20 protein-coding genes and 1 pseudogene are annotated in these 20,753 nt (G+C 73.4%); 8 read left to right on the top strand and 13 right to left on the bottom strand.

Annotated features, from left to right (window positions below; all coding sequences use genetic code 11):
* Positions 1-15 precede the first annotated feature (15 nt).
* The 3 genes from RH94_RS10705 to RH94_RS10695 form a co-directional block, all read right to left on the bottom strand.
* A complete protein-coding gene (locus tag RH94_RS10705) occupies positions 16-477 on the bottom strand; it encodes an MSMEG_3727 family PQQ-associated protein (RefSeq protein WP_073947391.1) in 462 nt (153 codons plus the stop codon).
* Positions 478-793: 316 nt separating this feature from the next.
* Positions 794-2,944 (bottom strand): catalase/peroxidase HPI, encoded by a 2,151-nt coding sequence (gene katG, locus RH94_RS10700; protein WP_073947401.1) that lies wholly within the window; start codon positions 2,942-2,944, stop codon positions 794-796.
* 72 nt (positions 2,945-3,016) lie between these two features.
* Positions 3,017-4,411 carry a DNA-binding protein gene (locus RH94_RS10695; protein ID WP_079188977.1) on the bottom strand — a complete coding sequence of 465 codons (1,395 nt, stop codon included), beginning with the start codon at positions 4,409-4,411 and terminating at the stop codon, positions 3,017-3,019.
* A gap of 364 nt (positions 4,412-4,775) precedes the next feature.
* Between RH94_RS10695 and RH94_RS38660 the strand changes: the two genes are divergently transcribed.
* Positions 4,776-5,192: a DUF4396 domain-containing protein gene (locus tag RH94_RS38660; RefSeq protein ID WP_234425678.1), complete on the top strand. Its 417-nt coding sequence runs from the start codon at positions 4,776-4,778 to the stop codon at positions 5,190-5,192.
* Between the two features lie 41 nt (positions 5,193-5,233).
* Here RH94_RS38660 and RH94_RS10685 read toward each other — a convergent pair whose 3' ends face one another.
* The 5 genes and pseudogenes from RH94_RS10685 to RH94_RS10665 all read right to left on the bottom strand — a co-directional run bounded on the left by RH94_RS10685 (position 5,234) and on the right by RH94_RS10665 (position 9,836).
* Positions 5,234-5,788: an HPP family protein gene (locus RH94_RS10685; protein WP_073947390.1), complete on the bottom strand. Its 555-nt coding sequence runs from the start codon at positions 5,786-5,788 to the stop codon at positions 5,234-5,236.
* 188 nt (positions 5,789-5,976) lie between these two features.
* Positions 5,977-6,276, bottom strand: a pseudogene (locus RH94_RS10680) (TlpA family protein disulfide reductase); the annotation flags it as partial.
* A 12-nt stretch (positions 6,277-6,288) separates the two neighbouring features.
* Positions 6,289-7,272, bottom strand: coding sequence for a YncE family protein (locus RH94_RS10675; RefSeq protein ID WP_073947388.1), 984 nt, complete (start codon positions 7,270-7,272; stop codon positions 6,289-6,291).
* Between the two features lie 207 nt (positions 7,273-7,479).
* Positions 7,480-8,937, bottom strand: a complete 1,458-nt coding sequence (locus RH94_RS10670; protein WP_079188974.1) for an MFS transporter — start codon at positions 8,935-8,937, stop codon at positions 7,480-7,482.
* Positions 8,934-9,836, bottom strand: coding sequence for a DMT family transporter (locus RH94_RS10665; protein WP_073947387.1), 903 nt, complete (start codon positions 9,834-9,836; stop codon positions 8,934-8,936). Before RH94_RS10665 ends, RH94_RS10670 begins: the two co-directional genes overlap by 4 nt.
* Before the next feature lie 367 nt (positions 9,837-10,203).
* Here RH94_RS10665 and RH94_RS10660 point away from each other — a divergent pair, with 367 nt between their 5' ends.
* Positions 10,204-10,830 (top strand): DoxX family membrane protein, encoded by a 627-nt coding sequence (locus RH94_RS10660; protein ID WP_073947398.1) that lies wholly within the window; start codon positions 10,204-10,206, stop codon positions 10,828-10,830.
* Positions 10,831-10,910: 80 nt separating this feature from the next.
* On the opposite strand, the gene RH94_RS10655 is transcribed toward RH94_RS10660, so the two are convergent.
* Complete coding sequence (locus tag RH94_RS10655; protein WP_073947397.1) at positions 10,911-11,261, bottom strand: ArsR/SmtB family transcription factor; 351 nt, start codon at positions 11,259-11,261, stop codon at positions 10,911-10,913.
* Positions 11,262-11,310: 49 nt separating this feature from the next.
* Entirely contained in the window at positions 11,311-13,041 is a 1,731-nt protein-coding gene (locus RH94_RS10650; RefSeq protein ID WP_073947386.1) for a SulP family inorganic anion transporter, read from the bottom strand.
* Positions 13,042-13,241: 200 nt separating this feature from the next.
* Between RH94_RS10650 and RH94_RS10645 the strand changes: the two genes are divergently transcribed.
* Complete coding sequence (locus RH94_RS10645) at positions 13,242-14,975, top strand: sensor histidine kinase (RefSeq protein ID WP_073947385.1); 1,734 nt, start codon at positions 13,242-13,244, stop codon at positions 14,973-14,975.
* A 30-nt stretch (positions 14,976-15,005) separates the two neighbouring features.
* Here RH94_RS10645 and RH94_RS10640 read toward each other — a convergent pair whose 3' ends face one another.
* Positions 15,006-15,458, bottom strand: a complete 453-nt coding sequence (locus tag RH94_RS10640) for a universal stress protein (RefSeq protein ID WP_073947384.1) — start codon at positions 15,456-15,458, stop codon at positions 15,006-15,008.
* 193 nt (positions 15,459-15,651) lie between these two features.
* Between RH94_RS10640 and RH94_RS10635 the strand changes: the two genes are divergently transcribed.
* Genes RH94_RS10635 through RH94_RS10625 form a run of 3 tightly spaced genes read left to right on the top strand, consistent with a single transcriptional unit; the run spans position 15,652 to position 17,672 of the window.
* Positions 15,652-16,557 (top strand): universal stress protein, encoded by a 906-nt coding sequence (locus RH94_RS10635; protein ID WP_073947383.1) that lies wholly within the window; start codon positions 15,652-15,654, stop codon positions 16,555-16,557.
* A gap of 27 nt (positions 16,558-16,584) precedes the next feature.
* Positions 16,585-16,800 carry a hypothetical protein gene (locus RH94_RS10630; RefSeq protein WP_073947382.1) on the top strand — a complete coding sequence of 72 codons (216 nt, stop codon included), beginning with the start codon at positions 16,585-16,587 and terminating at the stop codon, positions 16,798-16,800.
* Between the two features lie 5 nt (positions 16,801-16,805).
* On the top strand, positions 16,806-17,672 hold the full coding sequence (locus RH94_RS10625) for a universal stress protein (protein WP_073947381.1): 867 nt from the start codon (positions 16,806-16,808) through the stop codon (positions 17,670-17,672).
* Between the two features lie 76 nt (positions 17,673-17,748).
* On the opposite strand, the gene RH94_RS10620 is transcribed toward RH94_RS10625, so the two are convergent.
* Together RH94_RS10620 and RH94_RS10615 are read right to left on the bottom strand one after the other, a co-directional pair.
* Positions 17,749-18,336, bottom strand: a complete 588-nt coding sequence (locus RH94_RS10620) for an Rv1733c family protein (protein WP_073947380.1) — start codon at positions 18,334-18,336, stop codon at positions 17,749-17,751.
* A gap of 67 nt (positions 18,337-18,403) precedes the next feature.
* Positions 18,404-18,805, bottom strand: a complete 402-nt coding sequence (locus RH94_RS10615; RefSeq protein WP_073947379.1) for an STAS domain-containing protein — start codon at positions 18,803-18,805, stop codon at positions 18,404-18,406.
* A 299-nt stretch (positions 18,806-19,104) separates the two neighbouring features.
* On the opposite strand from RH94_RS10615, the gene RH94_RS10610 reads away from it, so the two are divergent.
* Complete coding sequence (locus RH94_RS10610; protein ID WP_073947378.1) at positions 19,105-20,175, top strand: zinc-dependent alcohol dehydrogenase family protein; 1,071 nt, start codon at positions 19,105-19,107, stop codon at positions 20,173-20,175.
* Positions 20,176-20,310: 135 nt separating this feature from the next.
* The gene (locus tag RH94_RS10605; protein ID WP_073947304.1) at positions 20,311-20,751 is read left to right on the top strand and encodes a pyridoxamine 5'-phosphate oxidase family protein; all 441 of its coding nucleotides are present in this window, start codon (positions 20,311-20,313) and stop codon (positions 20,749-20,751) included.
* Positions 20,752-20,753 lie beyond the last annotated feature (2 nt).

Here is a 20,753-nt window from a genome sequence, read left to right as displayed (position 1 = left end):
GGCTCCTCCTTCTTCCTACGGCCGCGGCTGCTCGGGACGGTCGAGGCGGGCCTCCGGCGGAGCGTCCCCCAGGACGACGATGGCCCCGGTCAGCCCCCGGCCCTCGTCATTGCCCGTGGGAGAGCCGAACCAGTAGTAGCCCGGCCCGTCGAGGTTGAGGGCCGCCCGTCCGCGCGAATGGTTGACCAGCCAGATGAACTTCCGGTCGCCATTGCTCGGCAGGAGCGCGCAGTGCGTGTTCAGGTCGTCGTTGACGAGCTCGAGCTCGATATCGCCTCCATGGGGCATGACCAGAATGGAGGGGTCCCAGGTCAGCTCGTCCGGGTTGATGCGAATGGTGGCCTGCATGCGGCCGTCCGGTTTCTCGGTGGCCTGCCCAATGCTTCCGGTTCCCAGCACTCGGCCCAGCGCCGCTTTGTTCTGTGCGGCCAACCCGATCTTGTCCAGCAGGTCGGCTCGCTCCTGCGCGGTCGTCATCGGGGCCTCACTCTCCTCATCCCGAATTCTGCTCGGAAGAAACGCTCTCCGAATTCACCTCGAAAATTTGGTTTTCCGCATCGCCCGATGCCTGGCTGCAATCGGTGGTCAAGGGACGTGTTAGGTCGGATGAAGAACGTCGAAAAGAGGGATGGATTGATCGTCAATAAGAACGCTACGCCGGACGGATCACACCGACAAGGGTGAGCGCCGGTTCGGGCCGGCTCATGCCGTTCGTCCACGACCGGCTACCGTTCGCACCCGATGTGCCGCCGTTGGGAGGAGCCGGGCCGCACCGCACCGCGTCGCGCCGGAGTCAGGCGAGGTCGTACCGGTCGAGGTTCATGACCTTGTCCCACGCGGCGACGAAGTCCCGCACGAACTTCTCCCGTGCGTCGTCGCTCGCGTAGACCTCCGCGATGGCACGCAGCTCGGAGTTCGAGCCGAAGACGAGGTCGACGCGGCTACCGGTCCACTTGACCTCGCCGGTGACGCGGTCACGGCCCTCGAAGGTTTCCGCGGTCGCGGACGTCGGCCTCCACTCCGTGCCCATGTCGAGCAGATTCACGAAGAAGTCGTTGGTCAGCGACCCGGGCGCCGAGGTGAGGACGCCCAGCGGCGACTGCCGGCAGTTGGCGCCCAGTACCCGCAGGCCACCCACGAGGACGGTCATCTCGGGCGCGCTCAGGTCCAGCAGGTTCGCGCGGTCGACCAGCAGGTGCTCCGACGGCAGCCGGTCGCCCTTGCCGCGGTAGTTGCGGAATCCGTCCGCGGCCGGCTCCAGCGGGGCGAAGGACTCCACATCGGTCCACTCCTGCGTGGCGTCCGTGCGGCCCGGCGTGAAGGGGACCTGGACGTCGTGGCCGGCGCTCCTGGCGGCCTGCTCGACGGCGGCGGCCCCGCCGAGCACGATGAGGTCGGCCAGCGAGATCTTCCTGCCCCCGGTCCGGGGGCTGTTGAAGGACTCCTGGATCCCCTCCAGGGTGCGCAGCACCTGTGCCAGTGTCTCGGGGTCGTTGACCTCCCAGCCCCGCTGCGGCTCGAGGCGGATGCGCGCGCCGTTCGCCCCGCCCCGCCTGTCGCTGACGCGGAACGTCGAGGCCGACGCCCACGCGGTCGAGACGAGCTGGGAGACCGACAGCCCGGAGGCGAGGATCCGGCTCTTGAGCGCGGCGATGTCCGCCGCCCCGACGAGCTCGTGGTCCACGGCGGGGACCGGGTCCTGCCAGATCAGCGTCTCCCGGGGGACCAGCGGTCCGAGGTAGCGCCGGCTCGGGCCCATGTCGAGGTGCGTCAGCTTGAACCAGGCCCGGGCGAACGCGTCCGCGAGCTGGTCCGGGTGCTCCAGGAAGCGCCGCGCGATCGGCTCGTAGACCGGGTCCGACCGCAGCGCGAGGTCCGTCGTCAGAATCGTCGGGGCGTGTGTCGTCGACGGGTCGTGGGCGTCCGGCACGGTGCCGGCCCCGCCGCCGTCCCTCGGGATCCACTGCCAGAGACCGGCGGGGCTCAGCTCCAGCTCCCACTCGTAGCCGAACAGGGTCTCGAAGAAGCTGTTGTCCCATCTCGTCGGCGTGGGTGTCCACGTACCCTCGAGCCCGCTGGAGACGGTGTCCGCGCCCTTTCCGGTGCCGTAGCTGCTCTTCCAGCCCAGGCCCTGCTCCTCGAGGGGGGCGCCCTCGGGCTCGGGGCCGAGACAGGCGTCCGGGTCGGCCGCGCCGTGGGTCTTGCCGAACGTGTGGCCGCCCGCGATCAGCGCGACGGTCTCCTCGTCGTTCATCCCCATGCGCCGGAACGTCTCGCGGATGTCCCGGGCCGAGGTGAGCGGGTCCGGGACGGTGTTCGGTCCCTCCGGGTTGACGTAGATGAGCCCCATCTGGTCGGCGGCCAGGGGATTCTCCAACTGCCGGACGCCGCCGTGGCGTTCGTCGCCGAGCCAGGCGCGCTCAGGACCCCAGTAGACGTCCTCGTCGGGTCCCCAGACGTCCGCCCGGCCGCCGGCGAAGCCGAAGGTCGTGAAGCCCATCGTCTCCAGGGCGCGGTTGCCCGCGAAGACCATCAGGTCGGCCCAGGAGATCTTGCGGCCGTACTTCTTCTTCACCGGCCAGAGCAGCCGGCGCGCCTTGTCGAGGTTGCGGTTGTCCGGCCAACTGTTCAGCGGTGCGAAACGCTGCATGCCGGCGCCCGCGCCACCGCGGCCGTCGTCGATGCGGTACGTCCCGGCACAGTGCCACACCATCCGGATCACGAGCGGCCCGTAGTGGCCGAAGTCGGCCGGCCACCACTCCTGCGACGTCGTCAGCACCTCGTCGACGTCCCGCGCCAGGGCGTCGAGGTCGAGCGTCCGGAACTCCGCGGCGTAGTCGAAGTCCTCGCCCATGGGGTCGGCCATGGCGGGGTGTTTCCGGAGAATCGCCAGGTCGAGCCGGTCCGGCCACCAGCCGCGGTTGCCCGCACCTGCGACGTTCATCCCGCCGGCAACGGCGTCCGCACTGTCGGGCACGGGAACCTCCTTCCGGGAACAGAGGTCGCGCCGGGGAACTCAGATGTCCAGCGCGCGACGCACGGCCGGCGCGTTCCGCCGGGAAACCGGCACCATCTCCCTCGTCCGGTCGTCCATGACCAGGGACAGCTCGCCCTTGAGTCCGCGCTCGATCTCCCGGATGCGGCTGAGGTTGACCACGTACCGGCGGTGCACCCGCAGGAAGCCGACATCCGCCAGCTCACTGTCGAGCTTGTCCAGGCTCAGGGAGGCGGCTCGCAATCGCCCCTGATCGGTGGCGAGCCATACGTCGTTTCCCCGCGATTCGGCGAAGGAGACCTCCGGCAGCCGCAGCAGCACCATCCGGTTGTCGCGCATCGCGACCAGCCGGCGCGGCTGCGTCCGAGGAGGCGCGGGCTCCTCCGCCTGGGGCACCTGCGTCCCGTCGGAGGCACCGAACGAGACCAGGTGCCCGATCAGGCGTCCGGACGAGAAGACGGGCCGGATGCCGATCGGTGTCGGCTCGTCGGCGAGGTGGGCGAAGATCTGCGTCGAGCCGACCCAGTCGGGATGGTGGGCTGCCTGCCCGGTGGCGTACCGGGCGGCCGCGATCAATTCCGGCAGCCCGGGGTTCCATCGCAGCGTGGGGTCGACCGCCGGGGTGGACGCCGGGACGCCCAGGAGCACGCTCGCCATGTCGTCGGCGATCACCACCTTGCCCGCGGTGTCCACCGCGGCGAGCGCCGCACCGGAGCGTGCCCTGGCCTGGGTGTAGGCCGCGACCAACTCGGCGCCGTTGTCCCGGGCGTGCCTCTTCATCAGGCACCGGGTCATGGTGGCCGCGTTCGCCAGCCAGCTTCCCGCGGACTCGGGAAGCCGGCTGCGCCAGCAGCAGATGCTCAGGACCGCGATCGGTTCCCTGGTCACCACGTCACGCACCGCGATGCCCGCGCAGACCCAGTTGTGGAACGCCCGGCACCAGTGCTCCGCGCCCCTGATCGACACCGGGCCGTGCGTCTCGAGCGCCGTGCCCATGCCGTTCGTGCCGGCCGCGCACTCGGACCAGCAGAACCAGGGCGCCAGACGGCAGTCGCCGGCTTTGGTGAGCGTGGCTTGATCACCCCACTCGGCCAGGATCCGGCCCGTGGCATCGGTGACGGTGACGACGCCACCGAGGTTGCCCACTTCATGGGCCACGGAGGCGGCACGAAAACCCAGCTCGGCGAACACGACATCGTGCTCGGGCGTGTGGTCGGGCTCCGCGACGGCCACCGGAGCCTCCGTGAGGCGGGGATCGACCCGGTACTGCTCCCGGCAGCGATGCCAGGAGATCGCCACCAGGGGCCGGACACCCGGGATGTGGTCCTCGCCCTGCACGAACCGTTCCCACGCCGCGAGCACGGTGCCGCCGCCCGGGTTCGCCGAGGCGGGCTCAAGCCGATGTGCATCCCTCATGGTTCAGAACCGTCCTTGGTCCATCCCCAACGCCCGACGGCGTGCGCGCGGTCCGCGCCGGTGCCGCTCGTCACGGCCGGGCCCACAGCGGACCGGGCACCGCGTCGCGCGTCTTCCTGCTCCGTCATTCGTTCCAGGCCGTGTCACAGACCTGCACTACCCACCCTAGGTACCGCAGCCGGGCTGCGCACGCCCCTCACCGGGCCACGTGTGCGAGATGCCGCTTCCCGGCCGGCCTCGGAAGCGCATCCGCGCGCAGGGTGAGATGCGCCCGAGAAGACCTCGATGTGATCCGTCGCTTGGCTTTCAACCGTTCGGAGTACTCCGATGCGGTCCTCGCAACGGCCGTCCCACGGGTGAGCACATGGAACTCCGCACGCGACCCGCCGGCTGGATCGAGGCGATCGGCCGGCTGAGTCTCGGTGCCGCTTTCGCGAGCGCGGGCAAGGCCCTGTACGCGGACTTCGTGCTCGATTTCGTCTTCGCCCGGACCCTCGGCGTCGTCTTCCAGTACTTCACGATCGTGCCGACGCGCGACGTCGGCAGGATGCGCGGGGGATCCGGCTCGCGATCAAGACCGACACCCTGTCGATCCTCGTCTTCCAGGCAGGACTCCTCCTCGGCATGTGGATCTACCAGGGGGTGGTCTTCTCGCCGGGGGCTGCCCAGGACGACGGCCGCCTACTGGACGCTGATGCAGGTGTCGATGGTGCTGGGCTTCTTCACGGCGTGGCCGGTGAACGCCTGGCTGGTCCGCGCCGGCTGGAAGGAGAAGATGTGACGCCGTCCCGGGCAGGCCGGGGCTCACACCGTCTGCCGCGGTCAGCCGTCGCCCTCGGCCTGCTTCGGCTGCTTCGGGGCGGTGGCGGAGCTCATCAGCGGGGCGATCACCAGGACCAGGGCGAGCCCGGTCAGCATGCCGTACAGCGGCGGGCCCGGACGGGAGATGCCGGACGTGATGAGCAGCGTCGTCGCGGCGGCCGGAGGATGGTGCGCCTCGCACACGTGCAGCAGGAACAGGGTCAGTCCCACGGAAAGGGCCTGGGCGCCGATCTGCGCGCCGGTGTCGTGCTGCTCGGCGGCGGTCGACGGGTGAGTCCACAGGCCGAAGACGGCCAGGCAGGCGAGACCGACGGCGACCGCCAGCGCGTGCCCGGTCACCGCGCTGCGCAGCCGGGCGCTGACCGACCGCGGGTGGGCGAGCAGCAGGTACGCCGTCGGCCCCAGGGTGGTGGTGAGTACGATCCACCCCACGAGCCGCCCGACGGCGCCGACTCCGGCGAGCAGCAGGGCGGACAGGACGAGGAGCCGCAGCCCCCCTCCCAGGCGGTCGCGGAGCGCGCCGTCCGGCGCGGTGTCGCCGGCCGTGGTCCTCATGGCGGCCTCCTTCGTGTCCGGACCTGGGTTTCCCTTGCTCCTTCACCCGGCGGGTCGTCCGCTCAGGTTTCCGTGTCGCGTGCGGTGGGCCGGGTGTGGATGTAGAGCCGGCGCCGGTCGCCGACGTCGAGGCGCTGGGGGAGGGGCAGCTCGTAGGAGACGGGGCGCCGCTGCCGGTCGTGCCGCCGTCAGTCCTCGTCGAGCAGCGCGTCGACGGCGGCGTGCAACTCCGTCGGCGTCGTCGCACCCACCCGGCGGACGACGCCGTCCGCGCCCACGAGGACGTTCGTCGGCACGCCGGTGATGCCCAGGCGGGCCGCGTACTCGCCCGTCTCGTCGAGCAGCACGGTGCCCTCGATGCCCCAGACGCGGCAGAAGTCACGGACCTCCTGGGTGGCGTCCACGCTCTCCCACACGTTGATCATGACGATGTCCAGCCCGGACCGGGCGGAGCGGCGGCGCAGCTCCTCCAGAACCGGCGCCTCCGCGTTGCAGGGGCCTCACCAGCTGGCGAAGAAGTCGATGACGTACTTCTTCTCGGCCCACTCACGTGAGGTGCGGACGCGACCGGTGAACGCGTCGGGGAGGGAGAACCCGGGCAGCGGCCGGCCCTCGGCCGGGTGGGCTGCCGCCGGCCGGCCGCCGGGCAGCCAGGGGCGGTCCACGACGGTCAGGGTGCCGCTGCCGGCGTTGGAGACCAGCAGCCGCCCGGTGGCCGGGTCGACGGCACAGTCCCCGGGACCGTTGCCGACGGTGATGCGGTGCTGTTCGCCTCCCGTGCGGGCGTCGTGGACGCCCACCGTGCCGGCCCCGCGGTTGCACACGTACAGCCACCGGCCGTCGTCGGAGGCGTGCAGGCCCACGGGCGCGCGCTCGGCGGGGGAGCGGCCGACGACCCGGCCGCCGGGCAGGGCGACACGGGCGACGGTGCCCGGCAGCGACTCGGTGACGTAGAGGGCCCTGCCGTCCGGCGCGAGCACGGCCTTGCACGGGCCGTCGTGGACCGGGATGCGGCCGAGCGGACGGAGCGTGCCGCTGTCGAAGACGGTGAGGGACGCCGACATGAAGTTCACGCAGTAGGCGCGCCCGGTGCCGGCGTCGACCGCGATGCTCCCGGCGCCCAGTTGCGCGCGGACGGTGCCCACCACCTCCAGGCTGTCGGCGTCGACGGCCGTGACCGTGCCCGAGGCGGTGTCGCCGGTGAAGACCCGGCGCCGCGCGACGTCGTGCCCGAGCCCCGCCGGATAGCTTCCGACCCGGAGCTGCGCCACGCGGCCGCCGGTGTCCGCGTCGAGCACCGTCACCGTGTCCGAGCGGGCGTCCGCGGTGAACAGCCGCCGGGTCGGCGGATCGAGGACGACGGGAATGGGCTCACGGCCGACCTCCGCCCGCCACACGACCGCGCACCGGTCCAGGTCCACGGCGGCCACCGCGTTGTCCCGACTGCAGGCCACGAAGGCTCGGCGTGCGGCGGGATCCACCACGACCGCCTCCGGCCCCGCGCCGACCGGGACATGGGTCAGTACGCGATGCCGGAGATCGACGCGGCAGGCGGCTCCGGCTGTTGGGGGACCGTGCGCTCCCCGTCGTATCGGATGGTTTTTCACTGCCTCTGGATCCCCGCCCCGACAGAAAAGAAACATATGTGCAGGATGTGGCGGAACATGAAGGTCGCCCTGTTCCGTCGGTGATCAGCTGGTGTTCGCCGTGACCGCCTCCGCGGAGGCGTTGGCCGTCGCGACGTCGCGCGGATACGTCCGCATGGCCACCAGCCCGAGCGCCCCGGCCGCGACGAGGGGCAGGAGGAACAGCAGCAGTGTGTACTGCAGAGCCTCCGGGCCCCCGAGGACCTGCCCGGAGACCCAGCCGAACAGGGTGGGCGCCGCGGCTTCGCCCAGGGTGCGCAGCATGGTGCGGACGCCCTCGGCCCTGCCCCACAGAAAGGGGTGCATGATGTCCAGCCGGGCGGCGTCCAGCGGCGGGTTGGCGGCCCCGAGCAGTGCCGTGCCGCAGACGAGCAGCGGCAGCGCGAGGGCGAGGTTCGTGGTGTGGACGGCGGGCGCGACCAGGAGGGGCAGGGCCAGCAGGCACACCGTGGGCACGAGAACCCTGGCGTTCGCCCGGTTCCGGCCGAGCAGCCGGTCCGCGACACGGCCGCCGAGCAGCACGCCCGCGACCGCGCCGACTCCGACGACCAGGATCAGAGTGCTCGCGACCGCCGTGCTCACGCCGTAGTGATGAGTGGTGAACAAGGTGGCGAAGGAGCGCAGTCCGGCGAAGAAGAAGTAACCGAGCGCGGAAGCGACGATCAGGACGACGTTGGTGCGCACCCGCAGGACGTACCGGACGGCCCGGCCCAGCGGCAGGGCGCGCGGGTCACCGTGCAGGATCAGGTTCTCGTGCGGCGGAACACCGCCGGCCTCCACGGCCCGTACCGCGGGGTTGTGCTCGGCGGCCGGCGTCCGGACGTCCTCGGCGCCGCTCCCACGTACCTCGGAGACGTCGTCCTGACCGGATCGGAGACGGCCCTGGCCGCCGCGCGCCGGTTCCGGCAGCCGGACCACCGCCCACACCAGCAGCACCCCGGGGACGACCAGCCACCAGAAGGCGAAGCGCCAGCCGAGTGCGGAGCCGACCGTCCCGGACACCGCGAACCCCACTCCGGTGCCGACCAGCTCACCGGCCAGAACCGGTCCGTACATCCGTGCCCGCTCCCCGACGGGGAAGAAGTCGCCGACGAGGGAGGCCACGGTCGGCCCGGCGGTGGCGGTGACCGCGCCGAGCGCTGCTCGCGAGACGAGCAGCCAGGTGTAGGACGGGGATACGGCGGACAGCGCGGTGGCCGCCACCCACAGGGAGGTGCTCAGGGCGAGCAGACGTGTGCGGGTCACCCGGTCGGTGAGGACACCGACCGGGACGGTGAACACCGCGGAGACCAGCGACACCACCGACGCCAGGAGCCCGATCTCGGTGTTCCCCACCCGGAAGGCCGCCTCGATCGGCCCGGCCATGGCCGAAACCGTGCCCTTGTCGGCTCCGTCGAGCCCCAGCACCGCGCCGAGGACGAGGACCGCCCGCGCGCGGGCCGCGCCGCCCAGGGCGTGCAGCACCCGCTGTACGCCCCGGTCGATCGAGGCAGGGCGTTTCACGAAGCAGCCCCGGCGCGGGCGCCGCCGGAGCCTGTCCGCTCCTCCCGGTCACTGGCGCCGGCGAGCAACGGGGAGCGCGCCAGCAGGACGACGCCGGTGGCCACGACGGCTGCCGCCACGACCGACATGATGAGGTAGACGCCGCCGCGCACCGTCTCGCCGAAGACGAAGACGCCCCACAGGATCGCGACGACCGGGTCGGACATGGTCATGCCGGGCTGGCTGACCAGCAGGCGTCCGGCCTGCAACGCGTCCTGCAGCAGCAGCATGGCACCGGCACCGGCCGCGATCATGGCGTAGAGCTGCCAGCTGGTGAACAGCGTGGCGAAGCCGTGGGCGTACGCCTCCGTGACGCCTTTGATCAGTGCGGCGGTGAAGCCGAAGGTGCATCCGGTCGCCACCCCCAGCAGCGCTGTTCTGCGGGCACCATGACCGGCGAGGTGGGCCCAGGCGACCAGGGCGGCGATCAACGCGACGTTGAGCCCCGAGGCGACCGCCCACTCCGGGCCGCCGGCGTGGGGGGCGGGAGCGCCGGAGGGGGACAGGGAGAACAGCAGCCCGGCCAGACCGGCGGCCATCGCCGCCGAGGCACCCCACTCCCGGGCACCGAGCCGGCTCTTGAACACCGACGACGCCAGCAGGAGGGTGGCCGGCAGTTCCATCACCAGTACCGGCTGCACCACCGAGAGCTGGCCGAAGCTCAGCGCGGTGGCCTGCAGGAGGAACCCGGCGATGATCGCGAGCACGCCGCACAGCCACACGGGGCGGTGCAGCAGCCGCCACACCAGCCGCGGGCTCACACCGTCGTCCTGCGGGCCGTCGCGCGCGGCCTTGCGCTGCAGCACGGAGGACAGCGCGTTCGAGACCGCCGCGAGTACGGCGAGCAGCACACTCAGCACGGCGTCGGGGCGCGGTCCGGGGACCGGGGGGACGGGCTGCGGGGCCGGGCAGCGGGGGCGGCTCGCCTCACGCGTGCTCCTCCGCGGCGGTCGACAGGACGGCGGGGTGGCGGGCGCTCCACTCCTTCAGTACAGGGCGCCGGTCCGGCCCCCGCAACCCGAGCTGCCCGCGTCCCGCGTCCGCCGTCCGCGTGCGGACGGCTGAACGGGCCCTGGGAACAAGGACGTTCGGCCCGGAGGGTGGGGCCCCGCAGCCCCTGCGGGGCCGGCCGCGACGGCGGGACACTGGTGGTGCACCGAGAACGACCGACATTCCGTGACCGCCCCGCGGACACCCGGTGGGGCTCCCTTGGAGGGGATGGACATCATGGCCGTGCACCACCACTCCCAGCACCACACCGGTCCGCGCCTTTCGTTCCCGCGCAGGCCGCGGACGGCTTCCGCGGCCGCCGCGGTGTCCGGGACCGGCGCGAGGACCGCGTTCGGCGCCCGTGCCCTGGCGGGGCTGCGGGTGCTGCTCGGGTTCGTCTTCCTGTGGGCGTTCCTGGACAAGACGTTCGGCCTCGGCTACGCGACCCCGTCCGGCAAGGGCTGGATCGACGGTGCCTCGCCGACCAGGGGCTTCCTCGGTGCGGTCGCCACCGGGCCGATGGAGTCCGTCTTCCACTCCTGGGCCGGCGCGGCGTGGGCCGACTGGCTGTTCATGCTCGGCCTGCTGGGCATCGGCGCCGCGCTGATCGCGGGGATCGGGCTGCGGCTCGCCGCGGTGGCCGGCACCGCGATGATGGCGCTGATGTGGATGGCCGAATGGCCACCCGCCCAGCACCTGTCCGACGGTTCGCCGAGCATGTCGACGAACCCGTTCGCCGACTACCACCTCGTCTACGCCGTCGCCCTGATCGTCCTCGCGGCAACGGGTGCCGGCGCCACCTGGGGGCTCGGCCGGCTGTGGGCGCGTCTGCCCTTCGTCGGCCGGAACCGCTGGCTGCTCTGACGGCCGCCTCGCCCGGCCCCGGGACCCCACCGCCGCCCGCGGTGGGGTCCCGTCCGTCCGTCACCGGGCCGGTTCGCCGGTCAGGCGGTCGGCGGCCCCCCGCCCTGCGCCGCGCGCAGGTCGGCCAGCATCTCCGCCTGGCCCGCCAGGACCCCGGACAGGATCGTCCGCGCCACCCGCAGCAGTTCGGCCACGTGCGGGTCGGTCAGCGAGTAGTGGACGGTCGAGCCCTGCTTGCGGGAGACGACCAGGCCGGCCCGGCGCAGCACGGCCAGCTGCTGGGAGAGGGCGGCGGGTTCGATGCCCACCTCGGGCAGCATCTCGGCCACCGCGTGCTCGCGCTCGCTGAGCAGCTCCAGGACGCGGATGCGTGCGGGATGGCCGAGCGTCTTGAAGAACTCGGCCTTGAGTTGGTACAGCGGCGTGGTCACCATTGCTTCGTCCTGGCTCTGCTGTGCGTCGCGACAGGCGGTAACAACATCAAGAATTGCGCAGCTGTGCAATTCCGTGCGCGGGCCGACCGGGAGGGTCTGCCGGCCGCAGCACGCCGGCCGTCTCCAGGTGCTCGCGCGCGGCCCGGATGGCCTCGGGCGTGGTGGCGTACTCCCCACCCTTGCGGTGCAGCAGGTCCAGCACGCCGACGGAGTCCAGGACCTGGCGCTGGCCGGGGCGTATGCCGGAGGCCAGGACGAGGATGCCGCGCCGGTCGAGCTTCTCCACGGCGTCCTTGAGCACCAGGGCCCCGGTGGCGTCCATGGTGGAGATCCGGGACATGCGCAGGATCACCACGCGCACGTCGGCCACCTCGCTCAGCTCCAGCAGGAAGCGGTGGGCGCCGGCGAAGAACAGCGGCCCGTCGATGCGGTAGGCGACGATGTGCTCGGCGAGCAGGGCGTGCTCCTCGTCGCTGTGGTCGCCGCGGTCCAGCGGGACCTGGTCGAGGCGGGCCTGGCGGGCCACGGCGCGCAGCGCCAGGGCGCCGGCGACGAGGAGGCCGATCACGACGGCCTGGACCAGGTCCAGGGCCAGCGTGGCCAGGGCGGTCAGCGCGAGGATCGCCGCGTCCGAGCGGGTCGCCCTCGCCATGGCCCGCAGCGAGCCGACCTCGACCATGCGGACCGCGGTCGCCAGCAGTACGCCCGCCAGGGCCGCCAGCGGGATGCGGGACACCAGCGGGGCGGCGGCGAAGACGATCACCGCGAGCACGGCGGCATGGCTGAGGGAGGAGAGCCGCGAGCCCGCGCCGGTGCGGACGTTGACGGCGGTCCGGGCGATCGCGCCGGTCGCCGGCACCCCGCCGAACAGGGGGGCGGCGATGTTGGCCAGCCCCTGTCCGAACAGCTCCCGGTCCGGGTCGTGCCGCCGGCCCACCGTCATGCCGTCGGCGACCGAGGCGGACAGCAGGGACTCCAGCGCGGCCAGCGCGGCGACCGCCACCGCCGGGGCGAGCAGCGAACCGAGCGCGCCGGGGTCGAGGAAGGCCAGTGACGGCGCGGACAGCCCGGAGGGCAGGTCGCCGATCGGCCGCGCCCCCTCCAGACCGGCCGCCTGGACGACGACGGTCGCCGCGATCACGGCGAGGATGGAGAACGGCACGGCCGGCCGCCACCGCGCCCCCACGAGCATGACCGCGGCGACCGCGGCGGCGCAGCCGAGCGCCGTCCAGTTCGGGTGCCGTACGAACTCCTCCAGGGCCCGCCAGGCGACGACGAGCACCCGGTCGCCCTCGGGCTGGGCCACCCCGAGCGCGTTCGGGATCTGCTGCAGGCCGATCACGCAGGCGATGCCCAGGGTGAAGCCCTCCACCACGGGAGCGGGCACGTACCGCATGTACTTCCCGGCCCGCAGCACGGCCAGGGCGACCAGCATCAGCCCGGCCATCAGCCCGACCGTGAGCACCCCGGAGGCGCCGTACCGGGCGACGATCGGCACCAGCACCACCGTCATGGCGCCGGTGGGCCCGGACACCTGGAGATCGGAGCCGCCGAACAGCGCGGCGAGCGCGCCCGCGACCACCGCGGTGGCCAGCCCCGCCTCGGCGCCCAGCCCGGAGGAGACGCCGAAGCCGAGGGCGAGCGGCAGGGCGACGATCGCCACGGTCAGGCCGGCGAGCAGGTCGCGACGAGGGCTGCGGCCCATGCCGGCCAGATCGGCCCGCGACGGCAGCAGGGACACGATCCGGGACCGGCCCCGGCTGAGTACGGACGTCATCGAGCGGCGACCTCGGCTTTCTCCCGACGGACAGGGCACAACATAGGATCTATGAAATTGCAGAAATTTGCAATTGCGCGAATCGTTCGTGCTGTGTTCGATCGCTGTGACGCTCTCGTGCTCCGCCCGTGTCGCAGCCGCTACTGTGTCAGGTGAGCGGAACGGGACACGTCACTTCGCAGGAGCTTGGAGGATCACCGGTGGGAAGCTCCGAGGAGTCCGGAGAGGCCCGTGTACGGCTGCCGCAGCTGCGGCTGGACGAGCTGCTGGAGGAGTTGCAGGCGCGCCTGGACGCCGCTCGCGGGACCCGGGACCGGGTCCACAGCCTGCTGGAGGCGGTGCTCTCCGTCGGCCGGGAGCTGGACCTGGAGCAGGCGCTGCACAGCATCGTGGAGGCGGCGGCGACACTCGTCGACGCGGAGTACGCGGCGCTGGGCGTGATCGGCCCGGACGGCAGGCGGCTGTCGGCGTTCCACACCGTCGGGGTCGGCGAGGAGGTCATCGCCCGGATCGGCCCGTACCCGGAGGGGCACGGGATCCTCGGTGAGCTGATCCGGAATCCGGAGCCGCTGCGGCTGCCGAAGCTGTCGGAGCATCCGGCGTCGTACGGTTTCCCGGCGCACCACCCGCCGATGAACACCTTCCTCGGCGTCCCGATCCGGGTGCGGGACCAGGTCTTCGGCAATCTGTACCTGACCGAGAAGCGGGGCGGGGGCGAGTTCGACGAGGAGGACGAGTCGGTCCTGTCCACGCTCGCCGTCGCGGCGGGCGTCGCCATCGACAACGCGCGGCTGTACGAGGAGTCGCGGCTGCGGGAACGCTGGCTGCGGGCCACCGCGGAGATCACCCGCGGCCTGATGTCCGGCGCCGCCCAGGCGGACGTGCTCAAACTGATCGCCGAGCGCGCGCGTGAGATCACGGGTGCCGCGCTGGCGGTGATGTCGACACCGGTGAAGGGCACCGACACGCTCACCGTGGAACTGGCCACCGGCCTGCAGGCGGAGGCGCACCGCGGACTGGTGCTGCCCGTCGAGGGCACCCTCACCGGGGAGGCGTTCGCCGGCGGGGCACCCGTGAGCAGCCGGGACGTCGCCCACGATCCGCGGATCACGGCCGGCCCGCCGCGGTTCGCCGGCCTGGGCCCGGCCGTGGCCGTGCCCATCGGGGCCTCGGACGACCATGTCCAAGGGGTGGTTCTGCTGGCCCGGGAGGCAGGTACGACCGACTTCTCGGAGAAGGAGCTGGAGCCGCTGCGGGGCTTCGCCGCGCAGGCCTCCCTCGCCATGGAACTGGCCGAGCGCCGGCAGGACGCCGAGCAGATCGCCCTGCTGGAGGACCGCGACCGCATCGCCCGGGACCTGCACGACCTGGCGATCCAGCGACTGTTCGCCACCGGCATGACGCTGCAGAGCGCCGGCCGGTTCATCGACCACACCGGGGCCAAGGAACGTGTGCTGCGGGCCGTGGACGACCTGGACGAGACCATCAGGATCATCCGGTCGACGATCTTCGGCCTGCGCCTGCGCGGCGACGACGAGACCCCCGGCCTGCGGGCGCGCGCGGTGCGCGTGGTCGGGGAGGCCACGCCGGTGCTGGGCTTCGCGCCCAGTGTGCGGATGGAGGGGCTGCTCGACACCCATGTCCCCAAGGAGACCGCCGACCACGTGGTGGCCGTCCTGTCCGAGTCACTGACCAACATCGCCCGGCACGCGCACGCCGACCACGCGGAGGTGGTGCTGGAGACCGACGGCAGGACGGTACGCGTCGTGGTCACCGACAACGGCGTGGGCATCCCGCCCGAGGGCCGCCGCAGCGGTCTGGCCAACATGGCCGAGAGGGCCCGGAAACTGGGCGGCGACCTGGAGTGGACCACGCCCGACGGCGGTGGGACCAGACTGGTGTGGCAGGCGGCGCTGGGGCCGTCCGAGGGGTGACCGCGCCGGCCCGGCGAGCGGACCGGCGGATCAGTGGCGCCCCTCGCCGTCCTGGCGCACCACGACCACCGGACAGGCCGCGTGCTGGGCGCAGCGCTGGCTGACCGAGCCGAGCATCGCGCGGGCGAAGCCCCCCAGGCCCCGGCTGCCCACGACGAGGACCTCCGCGCCTTCCGAGGCGCGGATCAGCACCTCCGACGGGTCGCCCTCGACGAGACGCGCTTCCAGGGAGGCCGGGCGGTCGTCCCCGAAGGCGCCGCGCAACCCCTCCGCGAAGCGCTCCCGGGCGTGTTCCAGATCGAGCTTCGGGTCGATCGCCGGCCCGGCCCGGCCGACGAACGACGGCGTGTCCCAGGCGTGGATCGCCTCCACGTTCCCGCCGACGAGCCGGGCGTATCCCGCCGCCCAGCGCAGCGCCGCGTACGACGACGGCGAACCGTCCACACCCACGACCACCCGACGTCGCGGTTCCGAGGGTTGCATGGCCACCTCACTCAGCAGTCGCTGTCCCCGACATCCACGCTGCCCGGCCCGCCACGAGTGCGCCATCCGGAGCCCGCGGGCACCCGCGTCCATGGGGCCGGTCGGTCCCGGCGGGGGACCTGCGGCCCCTGGGCGGCGTGCGCGGTGGCGGGGATCCTCGGGGGTGGAACACCCGTCGCAGGAGGAGGAGCACATGCCCCGCACGGTCACCGTCGGCCTCGACGGTTCCCCCGAGAGCCGGGCCGCCGCCGAATGGGCGGCGCGGGAGGCGAAGCTGCTCGGCGTGCCGGTGAGGCTCGTGCACGTGGCGGAGCCGGTGCCGGAGTCCATGGCGCAGGCGCCGCTGCCCGGCACGGAGACCCACCGGAACCGGACGGAGGAGGTGTCCCGGGAGGCAGCCGAGGGACTGCGGCTGCGTCACCCCGGAGTCGAGGTCGTCACCGAGCGGCTGACCGGCCGTCCGGCCGAGTCGCTCGCCGAGGCCGCCGAGGAGGCCGACCTGCTCGTGCTGGGCTCGCGCGCCCTGGGCGGGGTCGGCGGCTTCCTGGTCGGCTCCGTCGGGCTGTCCGTCGTCGCGCACGCCGAGCGGCCCGTCGTCCTGGTCCGCTCCGGTGAACAGGCCGCGGACGAGCACGAGATGGACCCCGCGGGCGTACCCTCCGCCGCGACCGGCTTCCGGCCCGTCGTGCTGGGCCTGGACACCGCCGCCCCGGACGAGGACCTGCTCCGCTTCGCCTTCGAGGCGGCCCTGCGCCGCGGCACCTCGCTGCGCGTCGTGCACGGCTGGTACCCGCCGCCGTACTACGGGTACGGCGTGCCCGCCGACGCCGGACTATACGGGTCGCTCGCGGCCGTCGCGGCCACCGCGCTGACCGACGCGCTGCGCCCGTGGCGGCGGAAGTACCCGGACGTCGGGGTCACGGAGGTCTCCCGCCCCGGCAGCGCCGCCCAACTGCTCGTCACCGCCTCGAAGGACGCCTCCCTGGTCGTCGTCGGCCGGCGCGTGCGCCGCCACCCGTTCGGCGCCCACATCGGTCACGTCACCCACGCCGTCCTGCACCACTCCACCGCCCCCGTCGCGGTCGTCGCACACGACTGAGCGCCCCACCGCCGAGGAGCGGGACACATGAAGGCAGCGGTCGTACGGAGCTTCGGCGAGCCCCTGGCCGCCGAGGGCCGTCCGGACCCCGGGCCGGACCCCGGCCCGGTCGAGAAGCCCGGGGAGGGCGCCACCGAGTACAAGGCACTGAAGACCGCCGGCGCCCGGGTCGCCGCCATCGACGAGGTGCCGGGCGGCGAGGTCGGGGCGAGGATCGTGTTCGATCCCCGTACGGAAGGGTGAGGACGATGAAGCTGCCGCTGGTCGTCGGCGTGGACGGCTCCGAGCCCAGTCTGCGGGCCGTGGACTGGGCCGCCGACGAGGCCGCCCTGCGCCAGGTGCCCCTCAGGGTGGTGTACGCCTCCTTGTGGGAGCGCTACGAGGGCGCCGCGCTCGCCCAGGAGCTCGGCAAGCCGGACGGACAGGTGCGGGCCGAGGACGTCGTCGAGGCCGCCGCCCACCGTGCCCGCGTCCGCCACCCCGGCCTGCCGATCAGCCGGGCCGCCCTGCCCGAGGAGCCGGAGTACGCGCTGGTGCGGGAGGGCAAGAACGCCTCCGCCCTGGTCGTCGGCACCCGGGGCCGCAGCGGTGTCACCAACCTGCTGCTCGGCTCGGTGAGCCTGTTCGTGGCCGGGCACGCCGACTGTCCCGTGATCGTGGTCCGCGGCAACAACGACAACCAGGCCCGCACGGCGGTGCACAGCCGCGTCGTCGTCGGCGTCGGGGACGGGTCCGCCGGGGCGGTGCGGTTCGCCGCCCAGGAGGCCGGACGGCGCGGGGCCGTCCTGGAGGCCGTACGGGCCTGGCGGTGCCCGGCGCACGAGAGCGTCGACCACCCGCTGATCACCGGGGAGCCCGAGCGCGTCCACGAGGAGCGGGCCGCCCAGGCTCTGGAGGCGGCGCTGCGGGACGTACCGCCGCGGGTGGAGGTGGAGCGCCGCACCGTGGAGGGCCCGGCCCGCAAGGTGCTCCTGGCCGCCGCCCACGAGGCCGACCTGCTGGTCGTCGGCGCCCGGCGCCGCCCGGGGCGCTTCGGTCCCCGGCTCGGCCGCACCGCCCACACGGTCCTGCACCACGCGGCCTGCCCGATCGCCGTGGTACCCGAACGGGCATGAGGCCGCAGCGGTGCCCCGGTACCGGCTCCCCCGGCACCGGGGCACCGCTGCGGCACGGATCGTCCGGTCGGGCGTGTCAGCTCGTCCTCTGGTTCCAGCGCGGGCCGATGAGCTCCCACTCCGCCGCCCACTGGTCGTAGCGGCGCCGGTCCAGCCGCCAGCGGGCGGCGGTCGTGGTCACGTAGGAGAGGCCGGTGAGGGCGAGCGCGGCCGCGGCGCCGGAGAGGACGGCCTCGACGCGGGCCTCGGCCGGGTCGGCCGGCCGGGGGACGAGGACGTTGCGGCCGTCCTGCCAGACGGTGACCGTCGCCCCGGAGCGCAGACCGTCGTCCACCAGGGTCCGGCCGGTCCGGACGGTGCCGTCGGGGGCGGTCCAGCGGACCTCCGCCGCCGACCGGTAGCCGTCGCCGCCGGCCGACGTGGTGGGCGGGGTGCCGGTGAGCAGCACGGCCCGGACCGGGTGCCGGTCGGCGCGCTGCCGGGCGAAATCCTGGTCGATGACGCGTGCCACCACCGTCCCGGCGACCGCGCCGCCCACCACGGCCACCACCCACATCACCAGGACGATCCACGCCTCGACGACGTCCTCACGGCGGCGCAACGGGTTGCCGCGCCACCGCCACAGCCGCTTCCGGACGCACCCCTCGCGCTTCCCGCCGCTCATCGGTCGCCACCTCCTCGTTCCATGATCTCGAACATGGCAGTGGTGACCGGGGCGGGGCATGGGCCGGTCAGCCCTGTCCCGCGGGGACCACCGGCCCCCGCCGGGAGCCCGGCGCGGTGGCCGGGGCCGCCCCGAACTCCGGCAGCAGCACGAAGACACCGCCCAGACCGGTGCTGCGCAGGATCCGGCGGAAGGACGCGTTGTCGCTGACCAGCCGCAGCCGGCCCCCGCGGGCGGCGACCCGGTTGCGTGCCCGGCACAGCAGACCCAGCCCGGCGCAGTCGATGAAGGCCACGGGACGCAGGTCGAGCACGAGGTCCGGCCGGGGCCCGGCGGTGAGCACGTCGAGACGCGGGGCGAGGGACAGCCTCGCGGCGAGGTCCACCTCGCCGCTGAGGGTCACGACGGTCGTGGAGCCGACGGTGCGTTCCGTGTGGCTCGGGGCGGGCCTGGCGGGGCTCTCGGACATACGGCCAGCAAAGCCGGTCCGGCAGGGTGCGGGAAGGGCCGTTCGGTCCCCTTTCGAAAGCCCGAAGAGCCCGAAGAGCCCGGAGAGTCAGGGCCGTCGGCCGACCCGTACGCGCGTGCCCCGGTCGGCCGGCCGGTGGGGCCGGCCGGCCCAAGCGCGACGCCGGACCGTCGGAGAAGCTGGAGCTGTGGGGGCCCGGCGGCGCACGCCGGCGCCCGGGCCGTGCCCGCCCACCGCGGGCCGCCGGGCCCGGCCACCCCTCCGAGAACCCGTCCGAGCAGAAGAGGGTGAGGATCGGTATGAAGGGCTATGTCTTCCACGGTCCCGGGCAGTCCGCCTGGGAGGAGGTCCCCGACCCGGACGTCAAGGAGCCCACCGACGCCGTCGTCCGCGTCGACACCGTCACCATCTGCGGCACCGACCTGCACATCCTCAAGGGCGACGTGCCCGAGGTCCGCCCCGGCACGGTGCTGGGGCACGAGGCCGTCGGCGAGGTCGTCGAGGTCGGCGCCGACGTGCGTACCGTACGGCCGGGGGACCGGGTGCTGGTCTCCTGCATCACCGCCTGCGGCCGGTGCCGCTACTGCCGCGAGGCCATGTACGGCCAGTGCCTGGGCGGCGGGGGCTGGATCCTCGGCCATCGCATCGACGGCACCCAGGCGGAGTTCGTCCGCGTGCCCTTCGCCGACCTGTCCGTGCACGCGCTGCCCGCGGCGGTGGCCAGTGGGGATGCCGTGCTGCTGGCCGACATCCTCCCCACCGCCTACGAGGTCGGCGTGCTCAACGGACGGGTACGGCCCGGGGACACCGTCGCCGTGGTCGGTGCCGGACCGATCGGTCTCGCGGCGATCGCCACCGCCCACCTGTTCGCGCCCGAGCGCGTCATCGCGGTGGACGTGGCGCCGGCCCGTCTGGAGGCCGCGCGGCGGCTGGGTGCCGAGGCGGTGGCCGACGCCCGCGAGGCCCCCGAGCAGCTGGTCGCCGATCTCACCGGCGGGCTCGGCGCGGACGTGGTCGTCGAGGCGGTGGGGCTGCCGGAGACCTTCGAGGTGTGCACGCGCATGGTGCGGCCCGGCGGCCATGTGGCCAACGTCGGCGTGCACGGCAAGCCGGCGACCCTGCACCTGGAAGAGCTGTGGATCAAGAACGTGACCATCACCACGGGGCTGGTGGACACCTACTCCACGCCCACGCTGCTGAAGATGGCCGCGGCCGGCCGGCTGCCCACCTCCGAACTGGTCACGCACACCTTCCCGCTGGAGCGGATGGAGGAGGCGTACGACGTCTTCGCCCACGCCGCCGAGACCGGGGCGCTCAAGGTCGTACTCGGCGGACCGCAGCACGAGGTCGTCCCCGTGAGCATGGCCTGACCGGGCCGTTCGCCTCGGCGGTCCGGGACCGACGGCCCTCGTGCGGCGGTCCGGGCGGCCGGAGGATGGGGGCATGTACCACGGCTGTGCCCGCCGTGCCGGGTTCGCCGTGCCGGGTGGAAAGACGGATGGCTGATGTATCGCAACGACGGGTTCCGTGAGCTGGACCGGCAGGAGTGTCTGCGGCTGCTGGCCAAGGTGCCGGTGGGCCGTGTCGTCCACACGCGTCATGCCCTGCCGGCGGTGCTGCCGGTGAACTTCGCCCTGGACGGCGACGGTGCGGTGCTGCTGCGCACCTCGGCCGACTCGGAGCTGGTGCGGGCGGTGGAGGGTGCGGTGGTGGCGTTCGAGGCGGACGAGGTGGACGCGGTGGCGCGGTCGGGGTGGAGTGTGGTGGTGACCGGTGCGGCCGCGGTGGTGACGGATCCGGCCGAGCGGCGGCGGCTGGCGGTGAGCGGTCCGCGTTCCTGGGTGCCCTGGCCCCGGGAGGTCTTCGTCCGTATCGAGCCGGAGCTGGTCACGGGCCGCGAACTGGTCGGCGGACGCAGCATGTACGGTCTCGATCCACTCTCCTGACC

Source organism: Streptomyces kebangsaanensis, from assembly GCF_001906585.1.
GTDB lineage: Bacteria > Actinomycetota > Actinomycetes > Streptomycetales > Streptomycetaceae > Streptomyces > Streptomyces kebangsaanensis.
The sequence above is the reverse complement of the archived record's forward strand: the minus strand, read 5'-3'. Positions and strand labels throughout refer to the sequence as shown.

What these genes read in the sequence shown, in the direction of transcription:
- RH94_RS10635 (WP_073947383.1), top strand. Translation starts at nt 15,652, where the DNA reads ATGCCCCGCACGGTCACCGTCGGCCTCGACGGTTCCCCCGAGAGCCGG.
- RH94_RS10615 (WP_073947379.1), bottom strand. Translation starts at nt 18,805, where the DNA reads ATGTCCGAGAGCCCCGCCAGGCCCGCCCCGAGCCACACGGAACGCACC.
- RH94_RS10705 (WP_073947391.1), bottom strand. Translation starts at nt 477, where the DNA reads ATGACGACCGCGCAGGAGCGAGCCGACCTGCTGGACAAGATCGGGTTG.
- RH94_RS10605 (WP_073947304.1), top strand. Translation starts at nt 20,311, where the DNA reads ATGTATCGCAACGACGGGTTCCGTGAGCTGGACCGGCAGGAGTGTCTG.
- RH94_RS10625 (WP_073947381.1), top strand. Translation starts at nt 16,806, where the DNA reads ATGAAGCTGCCGCTGGTCGTCGGCGTGGACGGCTCCGAGCCCAGTCTG.
- RH94_RS10610 (WP_073947378.1), top strand. Translation starts at nt 19,105, where the DNA reads ATGAAGGGCTATGTCTTCCACGGTCCCGGGCAGTCCGCCTGGGAGGAG.
- RH94_RS38660 (WP_234425678.1), top strand. Translation starts at nt 4,776, where the DNA reads ATGGAACTCCGCACGCGACCCGCCGGCTGGATCGAGGCGATCGGCCGG.
- katG (WP_073947401.1), bottom strand. Translation starts at nt 2,944, where the DNA reads ATGAACGTCGCAGGTGCGGGCAACCGCGGCTGGTGGCCGGACCGGCTC.
- RH94_RS10695 (WP_079188977.1), bottom strand. Translation starts at nt 4,411, where the DNA reads ATGAGGGATGCACATCGGCTTGAGCCCGCCTCGGCGAACCCGGGCGGC.
- RH94_RS10685 (WP_073947390.1), bottom strand. Translation starts at nt 5,788, where the DNA reads ATGAGGACCACGGCCGGCGACACCGCGCCGGACGGCGCGCTCCGCGAC.
- RH94_RS10650 (WP_073947386.1), bottom strand. Translation starts at nt 13,041, where the DNA reads ATGACGTCCGTACTCAGCCGGGGCCGGTCCCGGATCGTGTCCCTGCTG.
- RH94_RS10620 (WP_073947380.1), bottom strand. Translation starts at nt 18,336, where the DNA reads ATGAGCGGCGGGAAGCGCGAGGGGTGCGTCCGGAAGCGGCTGTGGCGG.
- RH94_RS10660 (WP_073947398.1), top strand. Translation starts at nt 10,204, where the DNA reads ATGGCCGTGCACCACCACTCCCAGCACCACACCGGTCCGCGCCTTTCG.
- RH94_RS10630 (WP_073947382.1), top strand. Translation starts at nt 16,585, where the DNA reads ATGAAGGCAGCGGTCGTACGGAGCTTCGGCGAGCCCCTGGCCGCCGAG.
- RH94_RS10640 (WP_073947384.1), bottom strand. Translation starts at nt 15,458, where the DNA reads ATGCAACCCTCGGAACCGCGACGTCGGGTGGTCGTGGGTGTGGACGGT.